The following is a 21,342-nucleotide window of genomic DNA, read 5'->3' as shown; positions in this document are numbered from 1 at the left end:
AACGATGGCGGACAGCTTCGGACCGATGCGGCACCAGGATGCCGACCAGGGCATCGGCATCGGCACGGACGCGGGCGCACCGCGCAAGGAGCCCATCAGGGTCCTTGTGGTGGACGACCACGCGCTCTTCCGCCGGGGCCTGGAGATCGTCCTCGCCGCAGAGGAGGACATCCAGGTCGTCGGTGAGGCGGGCGACGGCGCCGAGGCGGTGGACAAGGCCGCTGACCTGCTGCCGGACATCATCCTGATGGACGTACGCATGCCCAAGCGCGGCGGCATCGAGGCGTGCACCTCGATCAAGGAGGTCGCGCCGAGCGCCAAGATCATCATGCTGACGATCAGCGACGAGGAGGCCGACCTCTACGACGCGATCAAGGCGGGCGCCACGGGATATCTCCTCAAGGAGATCTCCACGGACGAGGTGGCCACGGCGATTCGCGCGGTCGCCGACGGGCAGTCGCAGATCAGCCCGTCCATGGCGTCGAAACTGCTCACCGAGTTCAAGTCGATGATCCAGCGCACCGACGAGCGCAGGCTGGTGCCCGCGCCGCGGCTTACCGAACGCGAACTGGAAGTCCTGAAGCTGGTCGCGACGGGCATGAACAACCGCGACATCGCGAAAGAGCTGTTCATCTCCGAGAACACCGTGAAGAACCACGTCCGCAACATCCTGGAGAAGCTCCAGCTGCACTCCAGGATGGAAGCGGTCGTCTACGCGATGCGGGAGAAGATCCTCGAGATCAGGTGAGGGCGCGGACCAGCTCGGCGGTCAGCTCGGGACGGTTCACCCGCTCCACCCGTACGGAGTCGCAGTTCACCCAGGACGCCGCCTCACGCAGCGCCTGAGCCACCGCGGGCACGGACTTGGGGCTGTCAAGCGACACCTGCTTGGCGACCAGCGTGCTGCCCTCGCGGGCGGGGTCCACGCGGCCGACCAGGTGGCCCCCGGCAAGGACCGGCATCGCGAAGTACCCGTGGATCCGCTTCGGCTTGGGGACGTACGCCTCGAGGCGGTGGGTGAAGCCGAAGATCCGCTCCGTGCGGGCCCGCTCCCAGATCAGGGAGTCGAAGGGCGAGAGGAGCGTCGTGCGGTGGCGGCCGCGCGGGGCCGTCTCCAGGGCCGCCGGGTCGGCCCAGGCGGGCTTGTCCCAGCCCTCCACCGTCACCGGGACCAGACCCGAGTCCGCGACCACCGCGTCGAACTGCTCGCCCTTGAGGCGGTGGTAGTCCGCGATGTCCGCGCGCGTGCCGACGCCCAGCGACTGTCCGGCAAGACGGACCAGGCGGCGCAGGCACTCCGCGTCGTCCAGGTCGTCATGGAGCAGCGTGTCCGGGATGGCGCGCTCCGCGAGGTCGTACACCCGCTTCCAGCTGCGGCGCTCGGTGCAGACCACCTCGCCGTACATCAGCGCGCGCTCGACGGCGACCTTCGCGTCCGACCAGTCCCACCACTCGCCCTTGTTCTTCGCGCCGCCCAACTCCGTCGCCGTGAGCGGGCCTTCGGCGGTGAGCTGCTTGATGACCGTGTCGTACGCACCGTCCGGCAGGTCGTGGTGCCAGTGCGGGCGGGTGCGGTAGGCGCGGCGGCGGAAGGCGAAGTGCGGCCACTCCTCGATGGGCAGGATGCACGCGGCGTGCGACCAGTACTCGAAGGCGTGTGCCCTCGCCGGGCCCGCGCCCGCCGATGCCCCGTCCCAGTACGCCGCCTCGATCCTGTCGCGGCCGACCGCGCCGAGACGGGCGTACGGAATGAGCTCGTGGGAGCGGGCCAGGACCGAGATCGTGTCCAGCTGGACCGCGCCGAGATGGCGCAGCACGCCCCGCACACCGGACCTGCGGTCCGGGGCGCCCATGAAGCCCTGGGCGCGGAGCGCGATGCGGCGGGCCTCGTCGGCGGAGAGGGCGGTGGCGGGGCTCGGCAGGCTCGTCATGCCGGAAACGATAGGCGGCGGCACTGACAACGCCTGCGGCCTGCCAGAACGCGTCGGTGGCCGGGTCGTGCCTCAGCCCCGGGCATCCCGGGCCTCAGTCCCGGGCGTCAGTCCAGGGCATCCCTGGCCGGCAGATACGGCTGGCTCGACGACAGGCCGAGGTCGCTCGGGAGCAGGGCGCCCACCCAGCAGTCGCGGAGCGTGGACTTGTTCAGGAGGGCGCCGCGGAGGGTGCCCTCGACGGTGAAGCCCGTCCTCTCCACCACCGCGCGCGATCCCGTGTTGCCGACCTCGGCGCGCCACTCCAGGCGGGTGCAGCCCAGATCGGTGAAGGCCCACCTGGCCAGGGCGAGGACGATCTCCGTCATGTAGCCGCTGCCCCGGTGCTCCTTCGCCGTCCAGAAGCCGACCTCCCAGGCGCCCGAGCGCGGGTGGTGCAGGCTGGCGGCGGCGATCAGCGGGCCGCCGCCCCGGGGGCGTACGGCAAAGGTGTACTCCGTGTCGTACCGCCAGCCGTCCGGCACCATGCGCGTGATGAAGCCCTCCGCGTCCGAGCGCGCGTACGGCGAGGGGATCGTGGTCCAGCGCTGGATGTCGGGGTCCTGGCAGGCCGCGTACGTCTCGTCGGTGTCGGCGGGCGTGAAGGTGCGCAGGCTCAGGCGTTCGGTGGTGAGGGTGACGGGCTCCATCCGGTGATTCTGCGGGGGCGAGGGACCCGAGGCCAGTGCTTTTGGCTGACGTTTCCCCCGCATTTCGCCGAGCGCTGATCGGCACAACCCGGCACCTTCCAGGCCCCCCGTCCGTTGACGTATCGGCAGACCTCCCGGCGCGGCCCGCTCCTCGCTTACGATGGCCGTTGCCCTATGAGTAAACCGACCATGCCAGGCCCGACCGGCAAGGAGACCAACCCCCGTGTCCGTCCTCTCGAAGATCATGCGTGCAGGCGAAGGCAAGATCCTGCGCAAGCTGCACCGCATCGCGGACCAGGTCAACTCCATCGAAGAGGACTTCGTCAGCCTCTCCGACGCCGAGCTGCGCGCGCTGACCGAGGAGTACAAGGAGCGTTACGCCGACGGCGAGACCCTTGACGACCTCCTCCCCGAAGCCTTTGCCACGGTGCGTGAGGCCGCCAAGCGCGTCCTCGGCCAGCGGCACTACGACGTCCAGATGATGGGCGGCGCCGCGCTGCACCTCGGCTATGTGGCCGAGATGAAGACCGGTGAGGGCAAGACGCTCGTCGGCACCCTCCCCGCGTACCTCAACGCCCTGTCGGGCAAGGGCGTGCACCTGATCACGGTCAACGACTACCTGGCCGAGCGCGACTCCGAGATGATGGGCCGCGTCCACAAGTTCCTGGGTCTGTCCGTCGGCTGCATCATCGCCAACATGACGCCGGCCCAGCGCCGCGAGCAGTACGCGAGCGACATCACGTACGGCACGAACAACGAGTTCGGATTCGACTACCTGCGCGACAACATGGCGTGGGCGAAGGACGAACTGGTCCAGCGCGGCCACAACTTCGCGATCGTCGACGAGGTCGACTCGATCCTCGTGGACGAGGCCCGTACGCCGCTGATCATCTCCGGCCCCGCCGACCAGGCCACCAAGTGGTACGGCGACTTCGCCAAGTTGGTCACCCGCCTCACCAAGGGCGAGCCCGGCAACCAGCTGAAGGGCATCGAGGAGACCGGCGACTACGAGGTCGACGAGAAGAAGCGCACCGTCGCCATCCACGAGTCCGGCGTCGCCAAGGTCGAGGACTGGCTGGGCATCGACAACCTGTACGAGTCGGTGAACACCCCGCTCGTGGGTTACCTGAACAACGCCATCAAGGCCAAGGAACTCTTCAAGAAGGACAAGGACTACGTCGTCATCGACGGCGAAGTCATGATCGTCGACGAGCACACCGGCCGTATCCTCGCCGGCCGCCGCTACAACGAGGGCATGCACCAGGCGATCGAGGCGAAGGAAGGGGTGGACATCAAGGACGAGAACCAGACCTTGGCCACGATCACCCTTCAGAACTTCTTCCGGCTCTACAAGCGCCACGACCACGACGGCAAGGAAACCCCCGGCCTCTGCGGCATGACCGGTACGGCCATGACCGAGGCCGCCGAGTTCCACCAGATCTACAAGCTGGGCGTCGTGCCGATCCCGACGAACCGGCCCATGGTCCGCGCCGACCAGTCGGACCTGATCTACCGCACCGAGGTCGCGAAGTTCGCCGCCGTCGTCGACGACATCGCCGAGAAGCACGAGCAGGGCCAGCCGATCCTGGTCGGCACGACCTCCGTGGAGAAGTCGGAGTACCTCTCCCAGCAGCTCTCCAAGCGTGGCGTCCAGCACGAGGTGCTCAACGCGAAGCAGCACGACCGTGAGGCGCCGATCATCGCCCAGGCCGGCCGCAAGGGCGCCGTCACCGTCGCCACGAACATGGCCGGACGAGGCACGGACATCAAGCTCGGCGGCAACCCCGACGACCTCGCCGAGGCGGAGCTGCGCCAGCGCGGCCTCGACCCCGTCGAGCACGTCGAGGAGTGGGCCGCCGCGCTGCCCGCCGCCCTGGAGAAGGCCGAGCGGTCCGTGAAGGCGGAGTTCGAGGAGGTCAAGAGCCTGGGTGGGCTCTACGTCCTCGGCACCGAGCGCCACGAGTCGCGCCGCATCGACAACCAGCTGCGCGGTCGTTCCGGCCGTCAGGGCGACCCCGGCGAGTCCCGCTTCTACCTCTCGCTCGGCGACGACCTGATGCGCCTCTTCAAGGCGCAGATGGTCGAGCGCGTGATGGCCATGGCGAACGTCCCGGACGACGTGCCGATCGAGAACAAGATGGTGACGCGCGCGATCGCGTCCGCCCAGTCCCAGGTCGAGCAGCAGAACTTCGAGACGCGCAAGAACGTCCTGAAGTACGACGAGGTCCTCAACCGCCAGCGCGAGGTCATCTACGGCGAGCGTCGCCGCGTCCTGGAGGGCGAGAACCTCCAGGAGCAGGTCACGCACTTCATGGACGACACGATCGACGCGTACATCTCGGCGGAGACCGCCGAGGGCTTCGCCGAGGAGTGGGACCTGGACCGGCTGTGGGGCGCCTTCAAGCAGCTCTACCCGGTGAAGGTCACCATCGATGAGCTGGAGGAGGACGCGGGTGACCGCGCGGGTCTGACCGCCGAGTTCATCTCCGAGTCCATCAAGGACGACATCCACCAGCAGTACGAGACGCGTGAGGAGCAGCTCGGCTCCGAGATCATGCGTGAGCTCGAGCGGCGCGTCGTTCTCTCGGTGCTCGACCGCAAGTGGCGTGAGCACCTCTACGAGATGGACTATCTCCAGGAGGGCATCGGCCTCCGCGCCATGGCGCAGAAGGACCCGCTGGTCGAGTACCAGCGCGAGGGCTTCGACATGTTCAACGCCATGATGGACGGCATCAAGGAAGAGTCCGTCGGCTACCTGTTCAACCTGGAGGTCCAGGTCGAGCAGCAGGTCGAGGAGGTTCCGGTGTCGGACGCGGCCGAGGGCGCCACGTCGCTGGACAAGAAGGACGCGGTTCCGGCCGGCGGTGGCCGTCCCGAGATCCGCGCCAAGGGGCTCGACGCCCCGCAGCGCCCCGACCGTCTCCACTTCCAGGCGCCGAACGCCGAGGGCGGGGTCGACGAGGGGGACTTCGAGACCGAGGACGCGGGTGTGCGGTCCGAGTCGGACGGCATGACGCGTGCCGAGCGGCGTAAGGCTCAGAAGGGTGGGCGGCGCCGCAAGAAGTAGTGGCGTGACGCTTTGCGTCAGGTAGTGCTGTGGAGGGCCGGGCGCCGTGAGGTGTCCCGGCCCTCTCGCTTGTCCCGGGCTCTCCTGGGCTCTCCCCGGGCTTCTCGGGCTCTCTCGGGCTGTCCCGGGGCTGTCCCGGGGCTGTCATGGGCGCGGAGCGCCCACCTCTACCGCCGTGCAGCGCCACCTCTGGTCGTCGCCCAGGTGCAGGCGGAACGCCAGGGCCCTGAGGGCGGGGCCCGTGCCGATCCTCGCGAAGACCTCGTAGACCCCCGGGCGGGGTTCGTAGTGGCCGATCCGGTGGATCGTGGGGCGTCGGTTGTTCACGTTGAAGGGCGTGAGTTCGGCGAGGCGGGTCAGGTCGTCGAACGCGGTGTGGGCGATGTGGCGGGCCGCCCAGTGGACCGGCTTCTGGCCGCTGAGCACCAGGAGCAGGCGCTCGGTGAAGAGCTCCGTGGGGTGCGGTGGGGGTTGGGGTGGGGTCCTGAGGGGGCGTGTGGGGGTACGTGGTGCCGCCGAGGGGCGGCGGGGGTCCGTGCGGCCCGGTGGGCGTGTGGTCGTCGCCGGGCGGGGGCGGGGCCTGGTCATCACCTTCTGCATGCCGTGGTGCCTCCGGCTTCGCTGTCCCGGCTCCGGGGTGCTTGATCCTGGGATACCGGGGAGTAACTTCCGTCGGAGATCTTGTACGGGGGCGGAGGCGGGGGTCGCAAGGGGCTGCGGGGTCCGGGGGTGAGGGGCGGAGGAGTCACCTATCTGGGTGGTCGGGGGTGCGTTGTTCCTTGGGGGCGTTGGGGTGGGCCGGGTGAAGGGCGGGGGTCGCGGGTGACGTGGGGGGTGGGTGTGGGGCGCAGCTCGAAGGGGGACGCCCGCACGTATTCTGGGGGCCTGTTCAGGTGCCTTGAGGTGTCTTCAGGTGCCTTCAGAATCTGTGATTCCGACTGTGAAAGCGGGCCGTCATGCGCGTCTACGTTCCCCTGACCCTGAGCCGTCTCGCCGAGGCGTACAAGGCGGGCGAGCTGGGGCCGGCGCCGCTGACCGCCTATGCCGTGACGCCTGCTCTGCGTGAGTGGTACGTCTCCGATGACATCGAGGAGCTGGAGTACGCGGCCCTGAACCGGGCCGCGCTTGCTTCGCTGCGGTTGATCGCCGGTGACTCGGGGGTGGCTCGGCGGCGGGTTGTGGTGGCCGTGGATGTGCCGGATGCGGGGCTGGAGCCGGAGCTGGGGCCGGACGCGGCTCTTGGTGAGGTTCGGGTCGCCGGGGTGCTGGGGTTCAAGAAGGTTGCCGCCGTGCATGTGGACGCGGAGGACGCGGAGGGGGATGTCGCTGCGGCGGTGGGGGTGCTGGGGGCTGCGGATCAGGGGGACGATGACGCGCGGTTCACTGTGGACGGGGTCGAGGATCATGAGCTGCTGTGGTTCGCGACGCAGGAGATTCCTGGGTTGATCGGCTGAGGGTTCCCTGCGGGGCTTGGGCGGGCTGCGGGTCGGTCTGCCTGTCTGTGGGTGCGGCGCCGTCTGCGGGTGCACTCGTGCTGCGGGGCCGGTCTGTCTGTGGGTGCGGGGCCGTGCCGGTATGTCCGTCCTCGCTGTCGTCCGGTGGCCGTGCAGTTCCTTCGGTGGGGGAGTCCTGCGAACCGTGCTCCGGGCGGGCATACCGGCACGTCCCCTCGCGAGCGCTGCCGACTGCGGGGGCGTGCGGGCTGCGGGGCCGGTCTGTCTGTGGGTGCGGGGCCGTGCCGGTATGTCCGTCCTCGCTATCGTCCGGTGGCCGTGTTGTTGCCTCGGTGCTGGAGTGCCGGGAACCGTGCTCCGGGCGGACATACCGGCACGTCCCCTCGCGAGCGCTCCCGGCTGCGGGTGCCTTCTTGCTTGGGTGTTCGGCCTACTGGATGCTGCGGGGTAATCGGGTGGGCGGGGAGTGTCCGTCGCGGAGCGGCGGGCCTGTTTTTGCGGGGCTGTGTTGCCGGGGGAGTGGGTTGTCGGTGGGGGCGGGTAGCGTTTCCGTATGGGGAAGCAGCAGCGCGGGGCGCACATCGTGTGGGACTGGAACGGGACACTCCTGCATGACATTCATGCGGTGATCGAGTCGACGAACGCTTCGTTCGCGGAGATCGGGCTGGATCCGATCACGCTCGAGCGGTATCGCGACCTGTACTGCGTGCCTGTCCCGCTCTTCTACGAGCGGCTGATGGGGCGGCTGCCCACGGACGCCGAGTGGGAAGTCATGGACGCCGTTTTCCACAAGCACTACTGGGCTCGGGCCGAGGCCTGCGGCCTTGCCGACGGTGCCGCTGAGCTGCTGGCCGAGCGGCGGGCAGCCGGGCGTACGCAGTCGTTGCTGTCGCTCGCGCCGCACGAGCACCTCGTGCCGATCGTGCGGCGGCACGGGATCGAGGAGCACTTCGTGCGCATCGACGGGCGCATGGACGCCTCGCACGCGGGCAAGGCCGAGCGGATGGTGCGGCACCTTGCGGCTCTTGAGGGAGTCGCCGCCGCCGAGCGTGTCGTGGTCATCGGGGACGCCGTCGACGACGCGGTCGCGGCGGCGCACGTGGGTGCGCAGGCCGTGCTCTACACCGGGGGGTCGCACAGCAGGGCCAGTCTGGAGGCGGTGGGGGTGCAGGTTCCCGTGGTCGACAGTCTTGCCGAGGCCGTGGAGGTGGCCGAGCGGCTGGCTGCTTAGGTGAAGCGGCTTACCCTGTGCGGTCGGGTGCGTACGCTGGGTGGGATGGTTTCGACGCGGGCGTAGCGGGGGCGACATGGGATTCGGCTTCGGGCAGCGCAGGAGTGGTCGGTTACCCGCTGAGACCACCAGCTTCGTGGGGCGGGGCGAGGATGTCGCCGCCTTGGGGCGGGCGTTCGGGCAGTCCCGTCTGGTGACCGTCGTGGGGCCCGGCGGCGTCGGCAAGACCCGGGTGGCCTTGCGGGTGGCCGCGGGGGCCGCCGAGCGGTTTCCCGACGGGGTCTGGCTCGCCGAGCTGTCCGCGCTGCGGGATCCGGAGCTGCTGCCGGGGACCCTCGCCACCGTGCTCGGACTGCCCGAGCAGACCGGGGTGCAGCCGCTCGACGCCGTGGTCGATTTTCTGCAGCAGCGGCGGGCGCTGATCGTTCTCGATACGTGTGAGCACCTGGTGGACGCCTGCGCGATGCTCGCCGATGTGCTGCTCAGGGAGGCGCCGGGCACCAGTGTCCTCGCCACCAGCAGACAGCCGCTCGACGTGCCGGGCGAGAGCTGCTGGCCCTTGCAGCCGCTCGGCGGGGCCGAGGCCGTGGAGCTGTTCGTGCAGCGGGCCGGTGCCGTGGTGCCGGGGTTCGGCGTGAACGAGGGCAACCGGGAGCTGCTGAGCGCCCTGGTGCGTCGGCTCGACGGCATTCCGCTCGCGCTGGAGCTCGCCGCCGTGCGGTTGCGCGCGGTGCCGCTGGAGCAGCTCGCCGCGCGGCTCGACGCCCGGTTCCGGGTGCTCACCGGCGGTCGGCGCACCGCGCTCACGCGGCACCAGACGCTGCGCACGGCGATCGACTGGTCCCACGAGCTGTGCACGGAGCCCGAGCGCGTGGTGTGGGCCAGGCTCTCGGTGTTCGCGGGGACCTTCGACCTCGCGGCTGCCGAGCAAGTCTGCGCGGGCGGTGAGGAGTTGCCTGCCTGCGAGGTCATCGAGCATCTGATCGGGCTCGTGGACAAGTCGGTGGTGCAGCGGGGGGCCGGGGACACCTACCGGCTGCTCGACACCATCAGGGAGTACGGGGCCGAGCGGCTCGGGACGGACACGGACGAGGCAAGGCAGCGGCACTTCACGTACTACGGAGAGCTGGGGCGGCGCTTCGATGAGCGTTTCCTGAGCGCGGAGCAGGTGGCGTTGCACGCGGCGGCGCGGGATGCCGAGGACGATGTGCGGGCCGCGCTGGAGTACGCGTACGGGACGCCGGGCCTTGAGCGCGAGGGGCTGCTGCTGGCCACCCGGCTCTGGCCGCACTGGCGGGCGGTGGGCGCCATGTCCGAGGGGGAGCGCTGGATCGACAAGGGGCTGCGCGCGGCGCCCGGTGACAGCCCTGAGCGGGCCGCGGGGCTGCACAGGACCGGTGAGTTCTGCCTGTGGCTCGGCAATCCCGTGGCCGCGCTTGAGCGGCTCACCGAAGCGGTCGGTGTCGCGCGGCGCGTCGGGGACGCGGGCGTCGCCGCGATGGCCGAGGCCGAACTGGCGGGTACCCGGGTCATTCTGGCGGCGGGCTCCGGCTCCGGTGACCTCGCCGGGGCCCTGGCCGAGATGGGGCGGGCCAGGGCGCGGCTCGTCGAGGTCGGCGACCCGGCGCGGTCGGCGCTGTTCTGCCACGAGGAGGCGGCCGTCAGGGCGGCGCTCGGGGACCCCGCGCTCGCCCTCGAACTGTGCGACGAGGCGTTGGCGCACCTCGCGCCCTTCGAGGGTGAGCGGCATCTGCGCGGCGCGGCCCTCATGGTGAAGGGCGTCTCCCTCTGGGTGGCGGGGCGAGGCAAGGAGAGCGCGCAGACGCTGCGGCAGGCGCTGGACTCCGTCGGACGGATCGGCGAGGCGCTGGCCGCGAGGCTGTGCTGCGCCGGGCTCTCCTGGGCGGCGGCCCAGGAGGAGCGGTGGATCAGGGCCGCCTGGCTCCTCGGGTACGTGGAGGCGGCGCGGAGCCGCACCGGGGACACGTTCGGGATGTTCCCGACGCTGCGGGGGCTGCACGCCCAGGTGCGCGAGCAGGTCGCGGAGGCGCTCGGCGAGCAGGCCTTCGCCCGGTGGTACGGGGAGGGCGAGCGGCTGTCCATGCGGGAGGCGGTGGCCGCCGCTCAGGCCGATGTGGACCGGCCCGCCGCGGTGCCGGGGCCGCGGGGTGCGGGGGGTGCCGGGCTCGATGTGCTGACCCGGCGTGAGCGGGAAGTGGCGGCGTTGGTGGCGCAGGGCATGTCCAACCGGGAGATCGCTGAACGGCTTGTCATCTCGAAGCGGACCGCTGATGCGCACGTGGAGCACATTCTGGCGAAGCTGGGGGTTTCCTCTCGGACGGAGATCGCTGCGGTTGCGGGCCCCGGGGCCTTGGGGAGTTGATGGCGCCGCCGTTGTTCTTGTGCCGCCGCTTCGCGGCGGATCTTTCCCGCCCGCCCACCCGTTTCCCCGCATCCGATCGCCCCGCCGTACGTTTCCCCGCATCCGATCGCCCCGCCGTACAACGCACCGTGCCTGCCCTCGCCGACGAGGGCAGGCACGTCTGTGTGGCCGGAAAGCGGCACAAGGGACAGCCTGACGGCTCGTGCGTGTGCACTGCATCGGTACCGGCCGGGAGCCGTATACGCATTTCCCGGGGCCCCTGCTTGATCGGTATACGTACCGACTCTTCCGCGCGTCCTGTCTCTACGTCACGGGTCTCTACGTCACGGGCGCCTTCGCCCGCAGCACCGTCAGGAACTCCCGCATCCAGCCCGAGTGGTCCGGCCAGGCGCGGGCCGAGACCAGCGTGCCGTCGACCACGACCTCCGCGTCGCGGAACGTCGCTCCCGCCGTCTGCATGTCCAGCTCCAGGGCCGGGTACGCCGTGACGCTGCGGCCGCTCAGGCCGCCGATCGCCGCCGTCAGGAGCGGGCCGTGGCAGATCTGGGCGACCGGCTTGTCCGAGTCGAAGAAGGACTTGAGGATCTTGCGGAGCTCCGGGTCGTTGCGCAGATACTCGGGGGCCCGGCCGCCCGGAATCACCAGAGCGGCGTACTGGCCGGGATCGACTTCGGAGAAGGCGAGGTCCGCGGGCCAGGTGTAGCCCGGCTTCTCCGTGTACGTGTCGAAGCCAGGCTCGAAGTCGTGCACCACGAACTGCAGCTTCTTGCGGGCGGGGGCGGCGATGTGGACGTCGTACCCCTCCTCGCGCAGCCGCTGGTAGGGGTACAGGACCTCCAGGGACTCGGCCGCGTCGCCGGTCACTATCAGGATCTTGGCTGCCATCGGTGCTCGCTCCCCAATCGTGGGCGGACCGGGTCCGTCCGTCGCGCGCTGTCCGTCCGTCCCGCTCAACGTGCATCGGCCCGTCCGGTTTGCCAAGAGGGCCCACCGGTTTGCGGGGAGGGGTCGGCGCCGACAGATGGCGCGAAAGTCTCTGTGCAGAGTGTCAAAGTTCCACCCCTGCTTTTGTACACATACGGCTCATGACGACTCCCGGGTGGAGGGCGATAGCCTTGACCCGTGATCAGCGCGATATCCCGCGGGGGCGTGTACGCCCCCGCCCTGCGCCCGGGGAACACGGAGGACATCCGTGCCCGGGGCGTCGCTGACGCTTCTTCGCGGTGCGGCCAGCCAGATCATCCCGGCCATCGGTCAGCGAAACCGCTGAAAATGGCGGATAACCGCCCGCTCATCTCTCACCGCGGCATAACGTCGACTTCGACCGGAGACCCCGCGTCGCGGCGTTACGTCGGATCACTTCCCTACGTCACGCAACGGCGCGCGACAGGAGTCAGAGGACAATGCAGACCAAGCTGGACGAAGCCAAAGCCGAGCTGCTCACAAGGGCGGCCCGGGTAGCTGAGAACAGCCCGGTTGGGGGGCGCCTACCGAATGGGGCACCCACCGGGTCGAAGGGCGACGAGGCCACGCCCGACCAGGACACGGCCCTCGCGTTCCTCCAGCGCTACTACCTGCACACCGCCCCGGAGGACCTTGCCGACCGTGACCCGGTCGACGTCTTCGGAGCAGCCTTCTCCCACTACCGGCTGGCCGAGAACCGCCCGCAGGGCACGGCCAACGTCAGAGTGCACACCCCGACCGTCGAGGAGAACGGCTGGACGTGCAGCCACTCCGTCGTCGAGGTGGTCACCGACGACATGCCCTTCCTGGTCGACTCGGTCACCAATGAGCTCTCGCGGCAGGGGCGCGGCATCCATGTCGTCATCCACCCCCAGGTCGTCGTACGACGGGACCTGACCGGCAAGCTCCTCGAGGTCCTCACCGACCCCGGCACGGAGCGCCCGCACGACGCGGTCACCGAGTCCTGGATCCACGTCGAGATGGACCGCGAGACCGACCGCGCGGACCTCAAGCAGATCAGCGCCGATCTGCTCCGGGTCCTCTCCGACGTACGCGAGACCGTCGAGGACTGGGAGAAGATGCGCGATGCCGCGCTGCGCATCGCCGATGAGCTGCCCTCCGAGCCGACCGCCGACGACCTGCGCGACCAGGAGGTCGACGAGGCCCGCGAGCTCCTTCGCTGGCTCGCCGACAACCACTTCACCTTCCTCGGCTTCCGTGAGTACGACCTCAACGACGACGACTCGCTCGCCGCGGTGCCCGGCACCGGCCTCGGCATCCTGCGCGCCGACCCGCAGCACGACGGGGAGGAGGACCATCCGGTCAGTCCCTCCTTCAGCAGGCTGCCCGCGGACGCGCGCGCGAAGGCCCGCGAGCACAAGCTCCTGGTGCTCACCAAGGCCAACAGCCGCGCCACCGTGCACCGGCCCAGCTACCTCGACTACGTCGGCGTGAAGCGGTTCGACGCCGAGGGCAACGTCATCGGCGAGCGGCGCTTCCTCGGGCTCTTCTCGTCCGCCGCGTACACCGAGTCCGTGCGCCGCGTGCCGGTCATCCGCCGCAAGGTCCAGGAGGTCCTCAAGGGCGCGGGCTTCTCGCCCAACAGCCACGACGGCCGCGACCTGCTCCAGATCCTGGAGACGTACCCCCGCGACGAGCTCTTCCAGACCCCGCCCGACGAGCTGCGCGCCATCGTCACGTCCGTGCTCTACCTCCAGGAGCGGCGCAGGCTGCGGCTGTACCTGCGCAAGGACGAGTACGGCCGTTACTACTCGGCCCTGGTCTACCTGCCGCGTGACCGCTACACCACCGGCGTGCGCCTGCGGATCATCGACATCCTCAAGGAGGAGCTCGGCGGCGACAGCGTCGACTTCACCGCCTGGAACACCGAGTCGATCCTCTCCCGGCTGCACTTCGTGGTCCGTGTCGCGCCGGGCGGCGGGCTTCCGCAGCTCACCGACGCCGACACCGACCGCATCGAGGCGCGGCTCGTCGAGGCCGCACGCTCCTGGGCCGACGGCTTCGGAGAGGCGCTGACCGCCGAGTGCGGCGAGGAGCGCGCCGCCGAGCTGCTCCGCCGCTACTCGGGCGCCTTCCCCGAGGGCTACAAGGCCGACCACACGCCGCGCGCCGCCGTCGCCGACCTCCAGCACCTGGAGCAGCTCAAGCACGGGCGCGAGGACTTCGCGCTCAGCCTGTACGAGCCGGTGGGTGCCGCCCCCGGCGAGCGCCGCTTCAAGATCTACCGCTCCGGCGTCCAGGTCTCGCTCTCCGCCGTCCTGCCGGTCCTCCAGCGCCTGGGCGTCGAGGTCACCGATGAGCGCCCCTACGAGCTGCGCTGCACGGACCGCACGAACGCGTGGATCTACGACTTCGGCCTCCGTCTGCCCAAGTCGCAGAACGGCAACGGTGACTATCTCGGCGACGACGGCCGCGAGCGCTTCCAGGAGGCCTTCTCCGCCGCCTGGACGGGCGAGGCCGAGGTCGACGGGTTCAACTCGCTCGTCCTGCGGGCCGGGCTCAACTGGCGTCAGGCGATGGTGCTCCGCGCCTACGCCAAGTACCTGCGCCAGGCGGGCTCCACGTTCAGCCAGGACTACATGGAGGACACCCTCCGCAACAACGTCCACACCACCCGCCTCCTCGTCTCGCTCTTCGAGGCGCGGATGTCCCCGGACCGCCAGCGCGCCGGGACCGAGCTGACCGACGGGCTCCTGGAGGAGCTGGACGGCGCGCTCGACCAGGTGGCCAGCCTGGACGAGGACCGCATCCTGCGGTCCTTCCTCACCGTCATCAAGGCGACGCTGCGCACGAACTTCTTCCAGGAGGCGGAGGGCGGCAAGCCGCACAACTACGTCTCCATGAAGTTCGACCCGCAGGCCATCCCGGACCTTCCGGCGCCGCGTCCGGCGTACGAGATCTGGGTGTACTCGCCGCGCGTGGAGGGCGTGCACCTGCGCTTCGGCAAGGTCGCCCGCGGTGGTCTTCGCTGGTCCGACCGGCGTGAGGACTTCCGCACCGAGATCCTCGGCCTGGTCAAGGCGCAGATGGTGAAGAACACCGTCATCGTGCCCGTCGGCGCCAAGGGCGGCTTCGTCGCCAAGCAGCTGCCCGACCCGTCCGTGGACCGCGACGCGTGGCTGGCCGAGGGCGTGGCCTGCTACAAGACGTTCATCTCGGCGCTGCTCGACATCACCGACAACCTCGTCACGGGCGACGTCGTGCCGCCGGCCGACGTCGTGCGGCACGACGAGGACGACACGTACCTCGTGGTCGCCGCCGACAAGGGCACCGCGACCTTCTCGGACATCGCGAACGAGGTCGCCCAGTCCTACAACTTCTGGCTCGGTGACGCCTTCGCCTCCGGCGGCTCCGCCGGTTACGACCACAAGGGCATGGGCATCACCGCCCGCGGCGCCTGGGAGTCCGTCAAGCGGCACTTCCGGGAGCTGGGCACCGACACCCAGACCGAGGACTTCACGGTCGTCGGCGTGGGCGACATGTCCGGTGACGTGTTCGGCAACGGAATGCTCCTGAGTGAACACATCCGCCTGGTGGCCGCCTTCGACCACCGGCACATCGTCATCGACCCGAGGCCCGACGCCGCCACCTCGTACGCCGAGCGGCGCCGCCTCTTCGAGCTGCCGCGCAGCTCCTGGGCGGACTACGACAAGGAGCTGCTCTCCGCGGGCGGCGGGATCTTCCCGCGCAGCGCCAAGGCGATCCAGCTGAACGCCCACATCCGCGAGGCACTGGGCATCGAGACGGGCGTCGCCAAGATGACCCCGGCCGACCTGATGAAGGCGATCCTCCAGGCCCCCGTCGACCTGCTGTGGAACGGCGGCATCGGTACGTACGTGAAGTCGTCGGCCGAGTCGAACAGCGACGTCGGCGACAAGGCGAACGACGCGATCCGCGTCAACGGCGCCGACCTGCGCGTCAAGGTCGTCGGCGAGGGCGGCAACCTCGGTCTGACCCAGCTGGGCCGCATCGAGTTCGCGCGCGCCGGCGGGCACATCAACACCGACGCCATCGACAACAGCGCGGGCGTGGACACCTCCGACCACGAGGTGAACATCAAGATCCTGCTGAACGCGGTCGTCGCGAACGGCGACATGACCGTCAAGCAGCGCAACAAGTTCCTCGCCGCGATGACGGACGAGGTCGGGACCCTGGTCCTGCGCAACAACTACGCGCAGAACACCGCCCTGTCGAACGCGGTCGCCCAGTCCCCGTCCCTCCTCCACGCCCACCAGCGCTTCATGCGCCGCCTGGGCCGTGACGGTCACCTGGACCGGGGCCTGGAGTTCCTGCCGACCGACCGGCAGATCCGTGAGCTCCTGAACTCCGGCCGCGGGCTCAGCCAGCCCGAGCTCGCCGTGCTCCTCGCGTACACGAAGATCACGGCGGCCGACGAGCTGATCCAGACCACGCTCCCGGACGACGACTACCTGCGCCGTCTGCTGCACGCGTACTTCCCCCAGGCGCTGCAGGAGAAGTTCCCCGAGCAGATCGACGAGCACGCGCTGCGCCGCGAGATCATCACCACGGTCCTGGTCAACGACACGGTGAACACCGGTGGTTCGACCTTCCTGCACCGCCTCCGCGAGGAGACGGGCGCCTCGCTCGAGGAGATCGTGCGGGCGCAGCTCGCGGCCCGCGAGATCTTCGGTCTGAGCAAGGTCTGGGACGCGGTCGAGGCGCTCGACAACGTGGTGGCGGCCGACGTCCAGACGCGGATCCGGCTGCACTCGCGCCGTCTGGTCGAGCGCGGCACGCGCTGGCTGCTCAACAACCGGCCGCAGCCGCTCCAGCTCGCCGAGACCATCGACTTCTTCAGCGAGGGAGTCGCCGAGGTCTGGACCGAGCTGCCCAAGCTGCTGCGCGGCTCCGACCAGGAGTGGTACCAGAGCATCCGGGACGAGCTGACGGGCGCGGGCGTCCCCGACGAACTCGCCCAGCGCGTCGCCGGGTTCTCGTCGGCCTTCCCGTCGCTGGACATCGTGGCGATCGCCGACCGCATGGGCAAGGAGCCGATGGCCGTCGCCGAGGTCTACTACGACCTCGCGGACCGGCTGCGGATCACCCAGCTCATGGACCGCATCATCGAGCTGCCGCGGGCCGACCGCTGGCAGTCGATGGCGCGTGCGTCGATCCGCGAGGACCTGTACGCGGCGCACGCCGCCCTGACGGCCGACGTGCTCGCCGCCGGGAACGGCGAGGACACTCCCGAGCAGCGCTTCAAGGCCTGGGAGGAGAAGAACGCGGCGATCCTGAGCCGGTCGCGGACGACGCTGGACGAGATCCAGAGCTCGGACGCGTTCGACCTGGCGAACCTGTCGGTCGCCATGCGGACCATGAGGACGCTGCTGCGCACGCACTCGTAGGCCCCTGGCCCAGAGCAAGAAGAGGGGGCGCCCCGAGCCTGATGGCTCGGGGCGCCCCCTCTTTGTGGTTTGCGCGGTGGCTCGCGCGCGACGCTATCGCGGTGCTTCCTTGAGCCATTCACACCCCCCTGAAGGGCGCTAATCGGGCATTAGCGATAATTAGTAGGATGAGCCGGTATTTGACTGGAGGGACGCATGGGAGCGACAGGTGAGCGGGGGACGCCGGAGGCGCGACCCGATGTGTCCGTAGTGGTGATCGTCTACAACGACGCCGAGCGGCTGCCGACCGCCGTCCAGTCGGTGCTCGACCAGACGCTGCGCGGCGTCGAGGTCGTCATCGTCGACGACTGCAGCACGGACGGCTCGTACGAGACGGCGCAGGAGCTGGCCGCCGAGCACCCCGAGCGGGTGCGGGCCTACCGGCTCCCGGAGAACAGCGGCGCGGGCGGTGAGCCCCGCAACGTCGGAATCGGCCACACCGTCGGCCGCCACGTGATGTTCCTCGACAGCGACGACGTCCTGGAGCGCAACGCCTGCCGCAACCTCCTCGAAGCCGCAGAGCGCGACGGCTCCGACATCGTCTCCGGGCTCTGCGTACGGCTGTCCATGGACACCCGCAACAAGAAGCGCGACCAGTGGTACCCCTGGCTCTACGCCACGACCCGCACCCTGGAGTCCGTCACCGAGCTGCCCGACCTGTTCGTCTGGGACACGCTCTCCACGAACAAGCTCTACCGCCGCGACTTCCTCGTCGAGAACGCCCTCCGCTTCCCCAAGGGGATGTTCTACGAGGACCTGATGTTCATCGCCGAGGCCTACCTCGCCGCCGAGCGCATCACCCTCATACCGAACCAGGTCTACTTCTGGCACGTCCACGAGCGCGCCGAGGCGAAGTCCGTGACCAACCGGCGCCACGAGATGACCAACTTCGAGCACCGCCTGGAGATCCACCGCCGGATCGACGCGCTGCTCGCGGAGCGCGGCCTCGACGAGCTGCGTCTTGCCAAGGACATCAAGTTCCTCAAGCACGACCTGGTGCTCCACCTGCGCGACCTGCCCTTCCGTGACGACTCCTACCGGCAGGAGTTCGCAGGCCTCGCCCGCGGCTATCTCGCCGGGCTCGACCGCGCCGCGTACGCCGAGGTGCAGCCCATTCAGGCCATCTGCGGCTACCTCCTGGAGCAGGGCGACTGGGAGAACCTGCTGCCCGCCGTCGACACCCTCACCAACCGCGACAAGATCTCCTCGCCGCTGGCCGAGCGGGACGGCCACGTGTACTGGTGCGCCGAGCATCTCGACGACCCGTTCGGCCGCCAGGTCCTCGACGTCACCGCGCTCGGCTATCACAGCAAGCGCTTCGACCAGATGTTCCTGCGCAACGTCCTGACGCGGTACGAGGAGTCGGCGGGGACGGTGCGCATGGCGGGCCGCATCACCAACCCGCTCGGCACCGTCGCTCCAGGCGCCGCGCTCACCGCGGAGCTTGAGTTCAGCGCGCGCCGCCGCAGCCTGCAGTCCTTCCGCTTCCCGGTCTCCGCCGTGCGGTACGAGGGCGAGGTCATCACCTGGGAGGCCTCGGCCGACCTCGCGAAGCGGCTTCGTCCGCTCGGCGTCGTCGACGCGGTGTGGGACGTGCGCCTGCACCTCACCGCCGACGGCGTGCGCACCAGGACGCGGCTCACCGCGGGCGACCCGGGGCTCGCCGAGGGGATGCTCCCGGTGCGGCCGAGGCTGACCCGCCTGGTCGCCGACCACCTGGAGCCGGAGGTCTCGCAGCGCGGGCACCTCGCCTTCCGCCTTGTCACGCGGGACGCGGCGGGCGGCCGGATCCAGGACCTGGTGGCGCGCGGCACGCAGGGCGTCCCGGGGCGGCTCGCCAAGTCCGGCTTCCGCAGGGCGAAGAAGCTGCGGGGGGACCTCACGTCCGGGCAGAGCAAACTGCGCGTGTACGACGAGGTGTTCAGCCGCCTTCCGGTGAAGAAGGGCACGGTCGTCTTCGAGAGCCACCTCGGCAAGCAGTACAGCGACAGCCCCCGGGCGATCTACGAGGAGATGCGGCGCCAGGGGCTCGACTTCGACGCCGTGTGGTCCTACACCGGGAACCCGAAGGGCTTCCCCGAGGACGCGACGCTGGTGCGGCGCTGGTCGCTGCCGTACCTGCGGGCCCTGGCGCAGGCCGAGTTCTGGGTCGACAACCAGAGCTACCCGCTCAAGCTCACCAAGCGTCCCGGGACGACGTACATCCAGACCTGGCACGGCTCCGCGCTCAAGCGCATGGGCTTCGACGAGCCCGCGTGGAAGCTGCGCAGCAAGCCGCGGCAGGACGAGCAGCAGCGGGTGCTCGACCGCTTCGACCGCTTCCTGATCCGCTCCGAGCACGACGTGCGGACCCTCGCCAAGGCCCTGCGCCTGAAGGAGAAGGTGCTGCTGCGGGTCGGCTATCCGCGCAACGACGCGCTGGTGCGGTCGAAGAAGCTCGAGGACGCGAGCGGCGTGCGCGAACGCGGGCCGCTGGCAGTGGAGTTGGGCATCCCCGAGGACAAGCAGGTGCTGCTCTACGCGCCGACCTTCCGGCGGCACGGCGGACGGCACGGGCGCTTTGAACTGCCCTTCGACGTGGAGCGGTTCGCCGAGGAGCTCGGCGACCGGTACGTCCTGCTTGTGCGCTCGCACTACCTCAACCACGTGGTGCTTCCGCCGTCCGTGCGGGGCCGCGTCATCGACGTGTCCGCACACCACGACGTCACACCGCTCTATCAGCTCGCCGACGCGATGATCACCGACTACTCGTCCGTGATGTTCGACTACGCCCTTCTCGACCGGCCGATGCTGTTCTTCACGTACGACTACGAGGAGTACGTGCACGAAGGGCGAGGCACCTACTTCGACCTGAGGGAACGGGCTCCCGGACCGGTGGTCGACACCGAGGACGAGCTGTTCGGGGCGCTGAAGGCGCTCGACGAGCAGGCACTTGAGTACGGGGACGCGCGGGCGCGGTTCGTGGCCGAGTTCGGTGAGTACGACCGGGGCGATGCCGCCAAGAGCGTCGTCGATCAGTTCTTCTCGCACTGGAGCGGCAAGTGAACCGGGACATATTCTACGTCTCCAACAGCGTCAACGAGCTGGGCGGGATCACCAGTTGGTCCCATCAGATGGCCCGCCTCTTCGTCGAGCGCGGCCACCGCGTGCACGTCATCGGCATCACCGAACCCGGCGTACCGCAGGACGTCGGCACGGACCTGCCGTACCCCACCACGACGCTGTACGACGAGCATCCGCCGCGCGTCGGCCCGGTGCGCGGCATCAAGGGGCGGCTCAACGTGGCCGAGCACCGGCTGCGCGCGCGGCGCGAGGCGGGCATGCACGAGCAGGCCGCCAAGATGACCGCGCTCTTCGCGCAGGCCGGGCCCGGAGCCGTCGTCATCGTCACGCAGGTGTGGGCGATGGAGTGGGTCGAACTCGCCGACACCAGCGGCATGACGGTCATCGGCATGAGCCATGAGTCGTACGCCTACTCGCGGGCGTCCTCACGCGGCAACCGTGTGCGCAAGCACTACAAGGACGTCGACCGGATGCTCGCGCTCACCCGCGAGGACGCCGACCTGTGGATCAGGCAGGGCCTGGACAACGCGTCCTTCATGCCGAACCCGCTGCCCTTCATGCCCGATGTGCCCTCACAGCGCACGGAGAAGGTCGTCACCAGCATCGGCAGGCTGCACGACCAGAAGGGCATCGACATGCTCCTCGACACCTGGGCGGAGGTCGCGCCGCTGCACCCGGACTGGACGCTGCGGATCTACGGCTCCGGCGAGGACGAGGAGATCCTCAAGAAGCAGTGCACGTCCCTGGGCCTCGACGGCTCCGTGGAGTGGATGGGGCGGACGAGCGATGTGCCGGGCGCGCTGCGGGGCGGGTCGGTGTTCGTGCAGTCGTCGCGCGGCGAGGGCTTCCCGCTCGCGCTGATGGAGGCGATGGCCACGGCTGTTCCGTGCGCGGCCTTCGACTGTGCGCCGGGCGTGCACGAGATCGTGCAGGACGGTGTGGACGGGCTGCTCGCGCGGCTCGGGAACACGGGTGAACTGGCGCGCAGGCTGGACACGTTGATGTCCGACAAGGAGCTGCGGGACCGGATGGGGGAGCTGGCCAGGGTGAACATCCAGCGCTACACGACGGATGAAGTCGTGCGGCGCTGGGAGGAGTTGTTCCTGTTCCTGGAGCGGTAGGACCCGGGGCGGCC

At 69.8% G+C, this 21,342-nt stretch carries 12 protein-coding genes; 8 read left to right on the top strand and 4 right to left on the bottom strand.

Annotated elements, in window-relative coordinates:
• Positions 1-4 precede the first annotated feature (4 nt).
• Positions 5-748 carry a response regulator transcription factor gene (locus ABZ833_RS18060; RefSeq protein ID WP_361047432.1) on the top strand — a complete coding sequence of 248 codons (744 nt, stop codon included), beginning with the start codon at positions 5-7 and terminating at the stop codon, positions 746-748.
• On the opposite strand, the gene ABZ833_RS18055 is transcribed toward ABZ833_RS18060, so the two are convergent.
• Both ABZ833_RS18055 and ABZ833_RS18050 read right to left on the bottom strand, forming a co-directional pair.
• Positions 741-1,931 (bottom strand): crosslink repair DNA glycosylase YcaQ family protein, encoded by a 1,191-nt coding sequence (locus ABZ833_RS18055; RefSeq protein WP_361047430.1) that lies wholly within the window; start codon positions 1,929-1,931, stop codon positions 741-743. The two genes, ABZ833_RS18060 and ABZ833_RS18055, sit on opposite strands and share 8 nt — an antisense overlap.
• A gap of 107 nt (positions 1,932-2,038) precedes the next feature.
• Positions 2,039-2,620, bottom strand: coding sequence for a GNAT family N-acetyltransferase (locus ABZ833_RS18050; protein ID WP_361047427.1), 582 nt, complete (start codon positions 2,618-2,620; stop codon positions 2,039-2,041).
• A 223-nt stretch (positions 2,621-2,843) separates the two neighbouring features.
• Between ABZ833_RS18050 and secA the strand changes: the two genes are divergently transcribed.
• Positions 2,844-5,687: a preprotein translocase subunit SecA gene (secA, locus tag ABZ833_RS18045; protein WP_361047425.1), complete on the top strand. Its 2,844-nt coding sequence runs from the start codon at positions 2,844-2,846 to the stop codon at positions 5,685-5,687.
• A gap of 144 nt (positions 5,688-5,831) precedes the next feature.
• Here the strand turns inward: secA and ABZ833_RS18040 are convergent, their stop codons facing one another.
• Entirely contained in the window at positions 5,832-6,275 is a 444-nt protein-coding gene (locus ABZ833_RS18040) for an Rv3235 family protein (RefSeq protein ID WP_361047423.1), read from the bottom strand.
• 368 nt (positions 6,276-6,643) lie between these two features.
• Between ABZ833_RS18040 and ABZ833_RS18035 the strand changes: the two genes are divergently transcribed.
• From ABZ833_RS18035 to ABZ833_RS18025, 3 genes are all read left to right on the top strand, one after another.
• A complete protein-coding gene (locus ABZ833_RS18035) occupies positions 6,644-7,141 on the top strand; it encodes a hypothetical protein (RefSeq protein WP_361047420.1) in 498 nt (165 codons plus the stop codon).
• Between the two features lie 553 nt (positions 7,142-7,694).
• A complete protein-coding gene (locus ABZ833_RS18030) occupies positions 7,695-8,372 on the top strand; it encodes an HAD family hydrolase (RefSeq protein WP_361047418.1) in 678 nt (225 codons plus the stop codon).
• A 76-nt stretch (positions 8,373-8,448) separates the two neighbouring features.
• On the top strand, positions 8,449-10,755 hold the full coding sequence (locus ABZ833_RS18025; protein WP_361047415.1) for a LuxR C-terminal-related transcriptional regulator: 2,307 nt from the start codon (positions 8,449-8,451) through the stop codon (positions 10,753-10,755).
• Positions 10,756-11,073: 318 nt separating this feature from the next.
• Here the strand turns inward: ABZ833_RS18025 and ABZ833_RS18020 are convergent, their stop codons facing one another.
• Positions 11,074-11,640, bottom strand: coding sequence for a DJ-1/PfpI family protein (locus tag ABZ833_RS18020; protein ID WP_361047412.1), 567 nt, complete (start codon positions 11,638-11,640; stop codon positions 11,074-11,076).
• Positions 11,641-12,158: 518 nt separating this feature from the next.
• Here ABZ833_RS18020 and ABZ833_RS18015 point away from each other — a divergent pair.
• From ABZ833_RS18015 to ABZ833_RS18005, 3 genes are all read left to right on the top strand, one after another.
• Positions 12,159-17,105, top strand: coding sequence for an NAD-glutamate dehydrogenase (locus ABZ833_RS18015; protein WP_361047410.1), 4,947 nt, complete (start codon positions 12,159-12,161; stop codon positions 17,103-17,105).
• A 195-nt stretch (positions 17,106-17,300) separates the two neighbouring features.
• Positions 17,301-20,189, top strand: coding sequence for a bifunctional glycosyltransferase family 2 protein/CDP-glycerol:glycerophosphate glycerophosphotransferase (locus ABZ833_RS18010; RefSeq protein WP_361047407.1), 2,889 nt, complete (start codon positions 17,301-17,303; stop codon positions 20,187-20,189).
• Positions 20,186-21,328: a glycosyltransferase gene (locus tag ABZ833_RS18005; protein ID WP_361047404.1), complete on the top strand. Its 1,143-nt coding sequence runs from the start codon at positions 20,186-20,188 to the stop codon at positions 21,326-21,328. The genes ABZ833_RS18010 and ABZ833_RS18005 overlap by 4 nt, the downstream gene beginning before the upstream one ends.
• Positions 21,329-21,342 lie beyond the last annotated feature (14 nt).

The organism is Streptomyces sp. NPDC047525, assembly GCF_040643025.1.
GTDB classification, from domain to species: domain Bacteria; phylum Actinomycetota; class Actinomycetes; order Streptomycetales; family Streptomycetaceae; genus Streptomyces; species Streptomyces durmitorensis.
Note: the sequence above shows the minus strand (reverse complement) of the source record. Positions and strands in the feature narration are given on the sequence as shown.

Excerpts from the sequence above, each read along its gene's own strand:
- ABZ833_RS18060 (WP_361047432.1), top strand. The coding sequence starts at position 5 with ATGGCGGACAGCTTCGGACCGATGCGGCACCAGGATGCCGACCAGGGC.
- ABZ833_RS18055 (WP_361047430.1), bottom strand. The coding sequence starts at position 1,931 with ATGACGAGCCTGCCGAGCCCCGCCACCGCCCTCTCCGCCGACGAGGCC.
- ABZ833_RS18050 (WP_361047427.1), bottom strand. The coding sequence starts at position 2,620 with ATGGAGCCCGTCACCCTCACCACCGAACGCCTGAGCCTGCGCACCTTC.
- ABZ833_RS18040 (WP_361047423.1), bottom strand. The coding sequence starts at position 6,275 with ATGACCAGGCCCCGCCCCCGCCCGGCGACGACCACACGCCCACCGGGC.
- ABZ833_RS18035 (WP_361047420.1), top strand. The coding sequence starts at position 6,644 with ATGCGCGTCTACGTTCCCCTGACCCTGAGCCGTCTCGCCGAGGCGTAC.
- ABZ833_RS18030 (WP_361047418.1), top strand. The coding sequence starts at position 7,695 with ATGGGGAAGCAGCAGCGCGGGGCGCACATCGTGTGGGACTGGAACGGG.
- ABZ833_RS18025 (WP_361047415.1), top strand. The coding sequence starts at position 8,449 with ATGGGATTCGGCTTCGGGCAGCGCAGGAGTGGTCGGTTACCCGCTGAG.
- ABZ833_RS18020 (WP_361047412.1), bottom strand. The coding sequence starts at position 11,640 with ATGGCAGCCAAGATCCTGATAGTGACCGGCGACGCGGCCGAGTCCCTG.
- ABZ833_RS18015 (WP_361047410.1), top strand. The coding sequence starts at position 12,159 with ATGCAGACCAAGCTGGACGAAGCCAAAGCCGAGCTGCTCACAAGGGCG.
- ABZ833_RS18010 (WP_361047407.1), top strand. The coding sequence starts at position 17,301 with ATGGGAGCGACAGGTGAGCGGGGGACGCCGGAGGCGCGACCCGATGTG.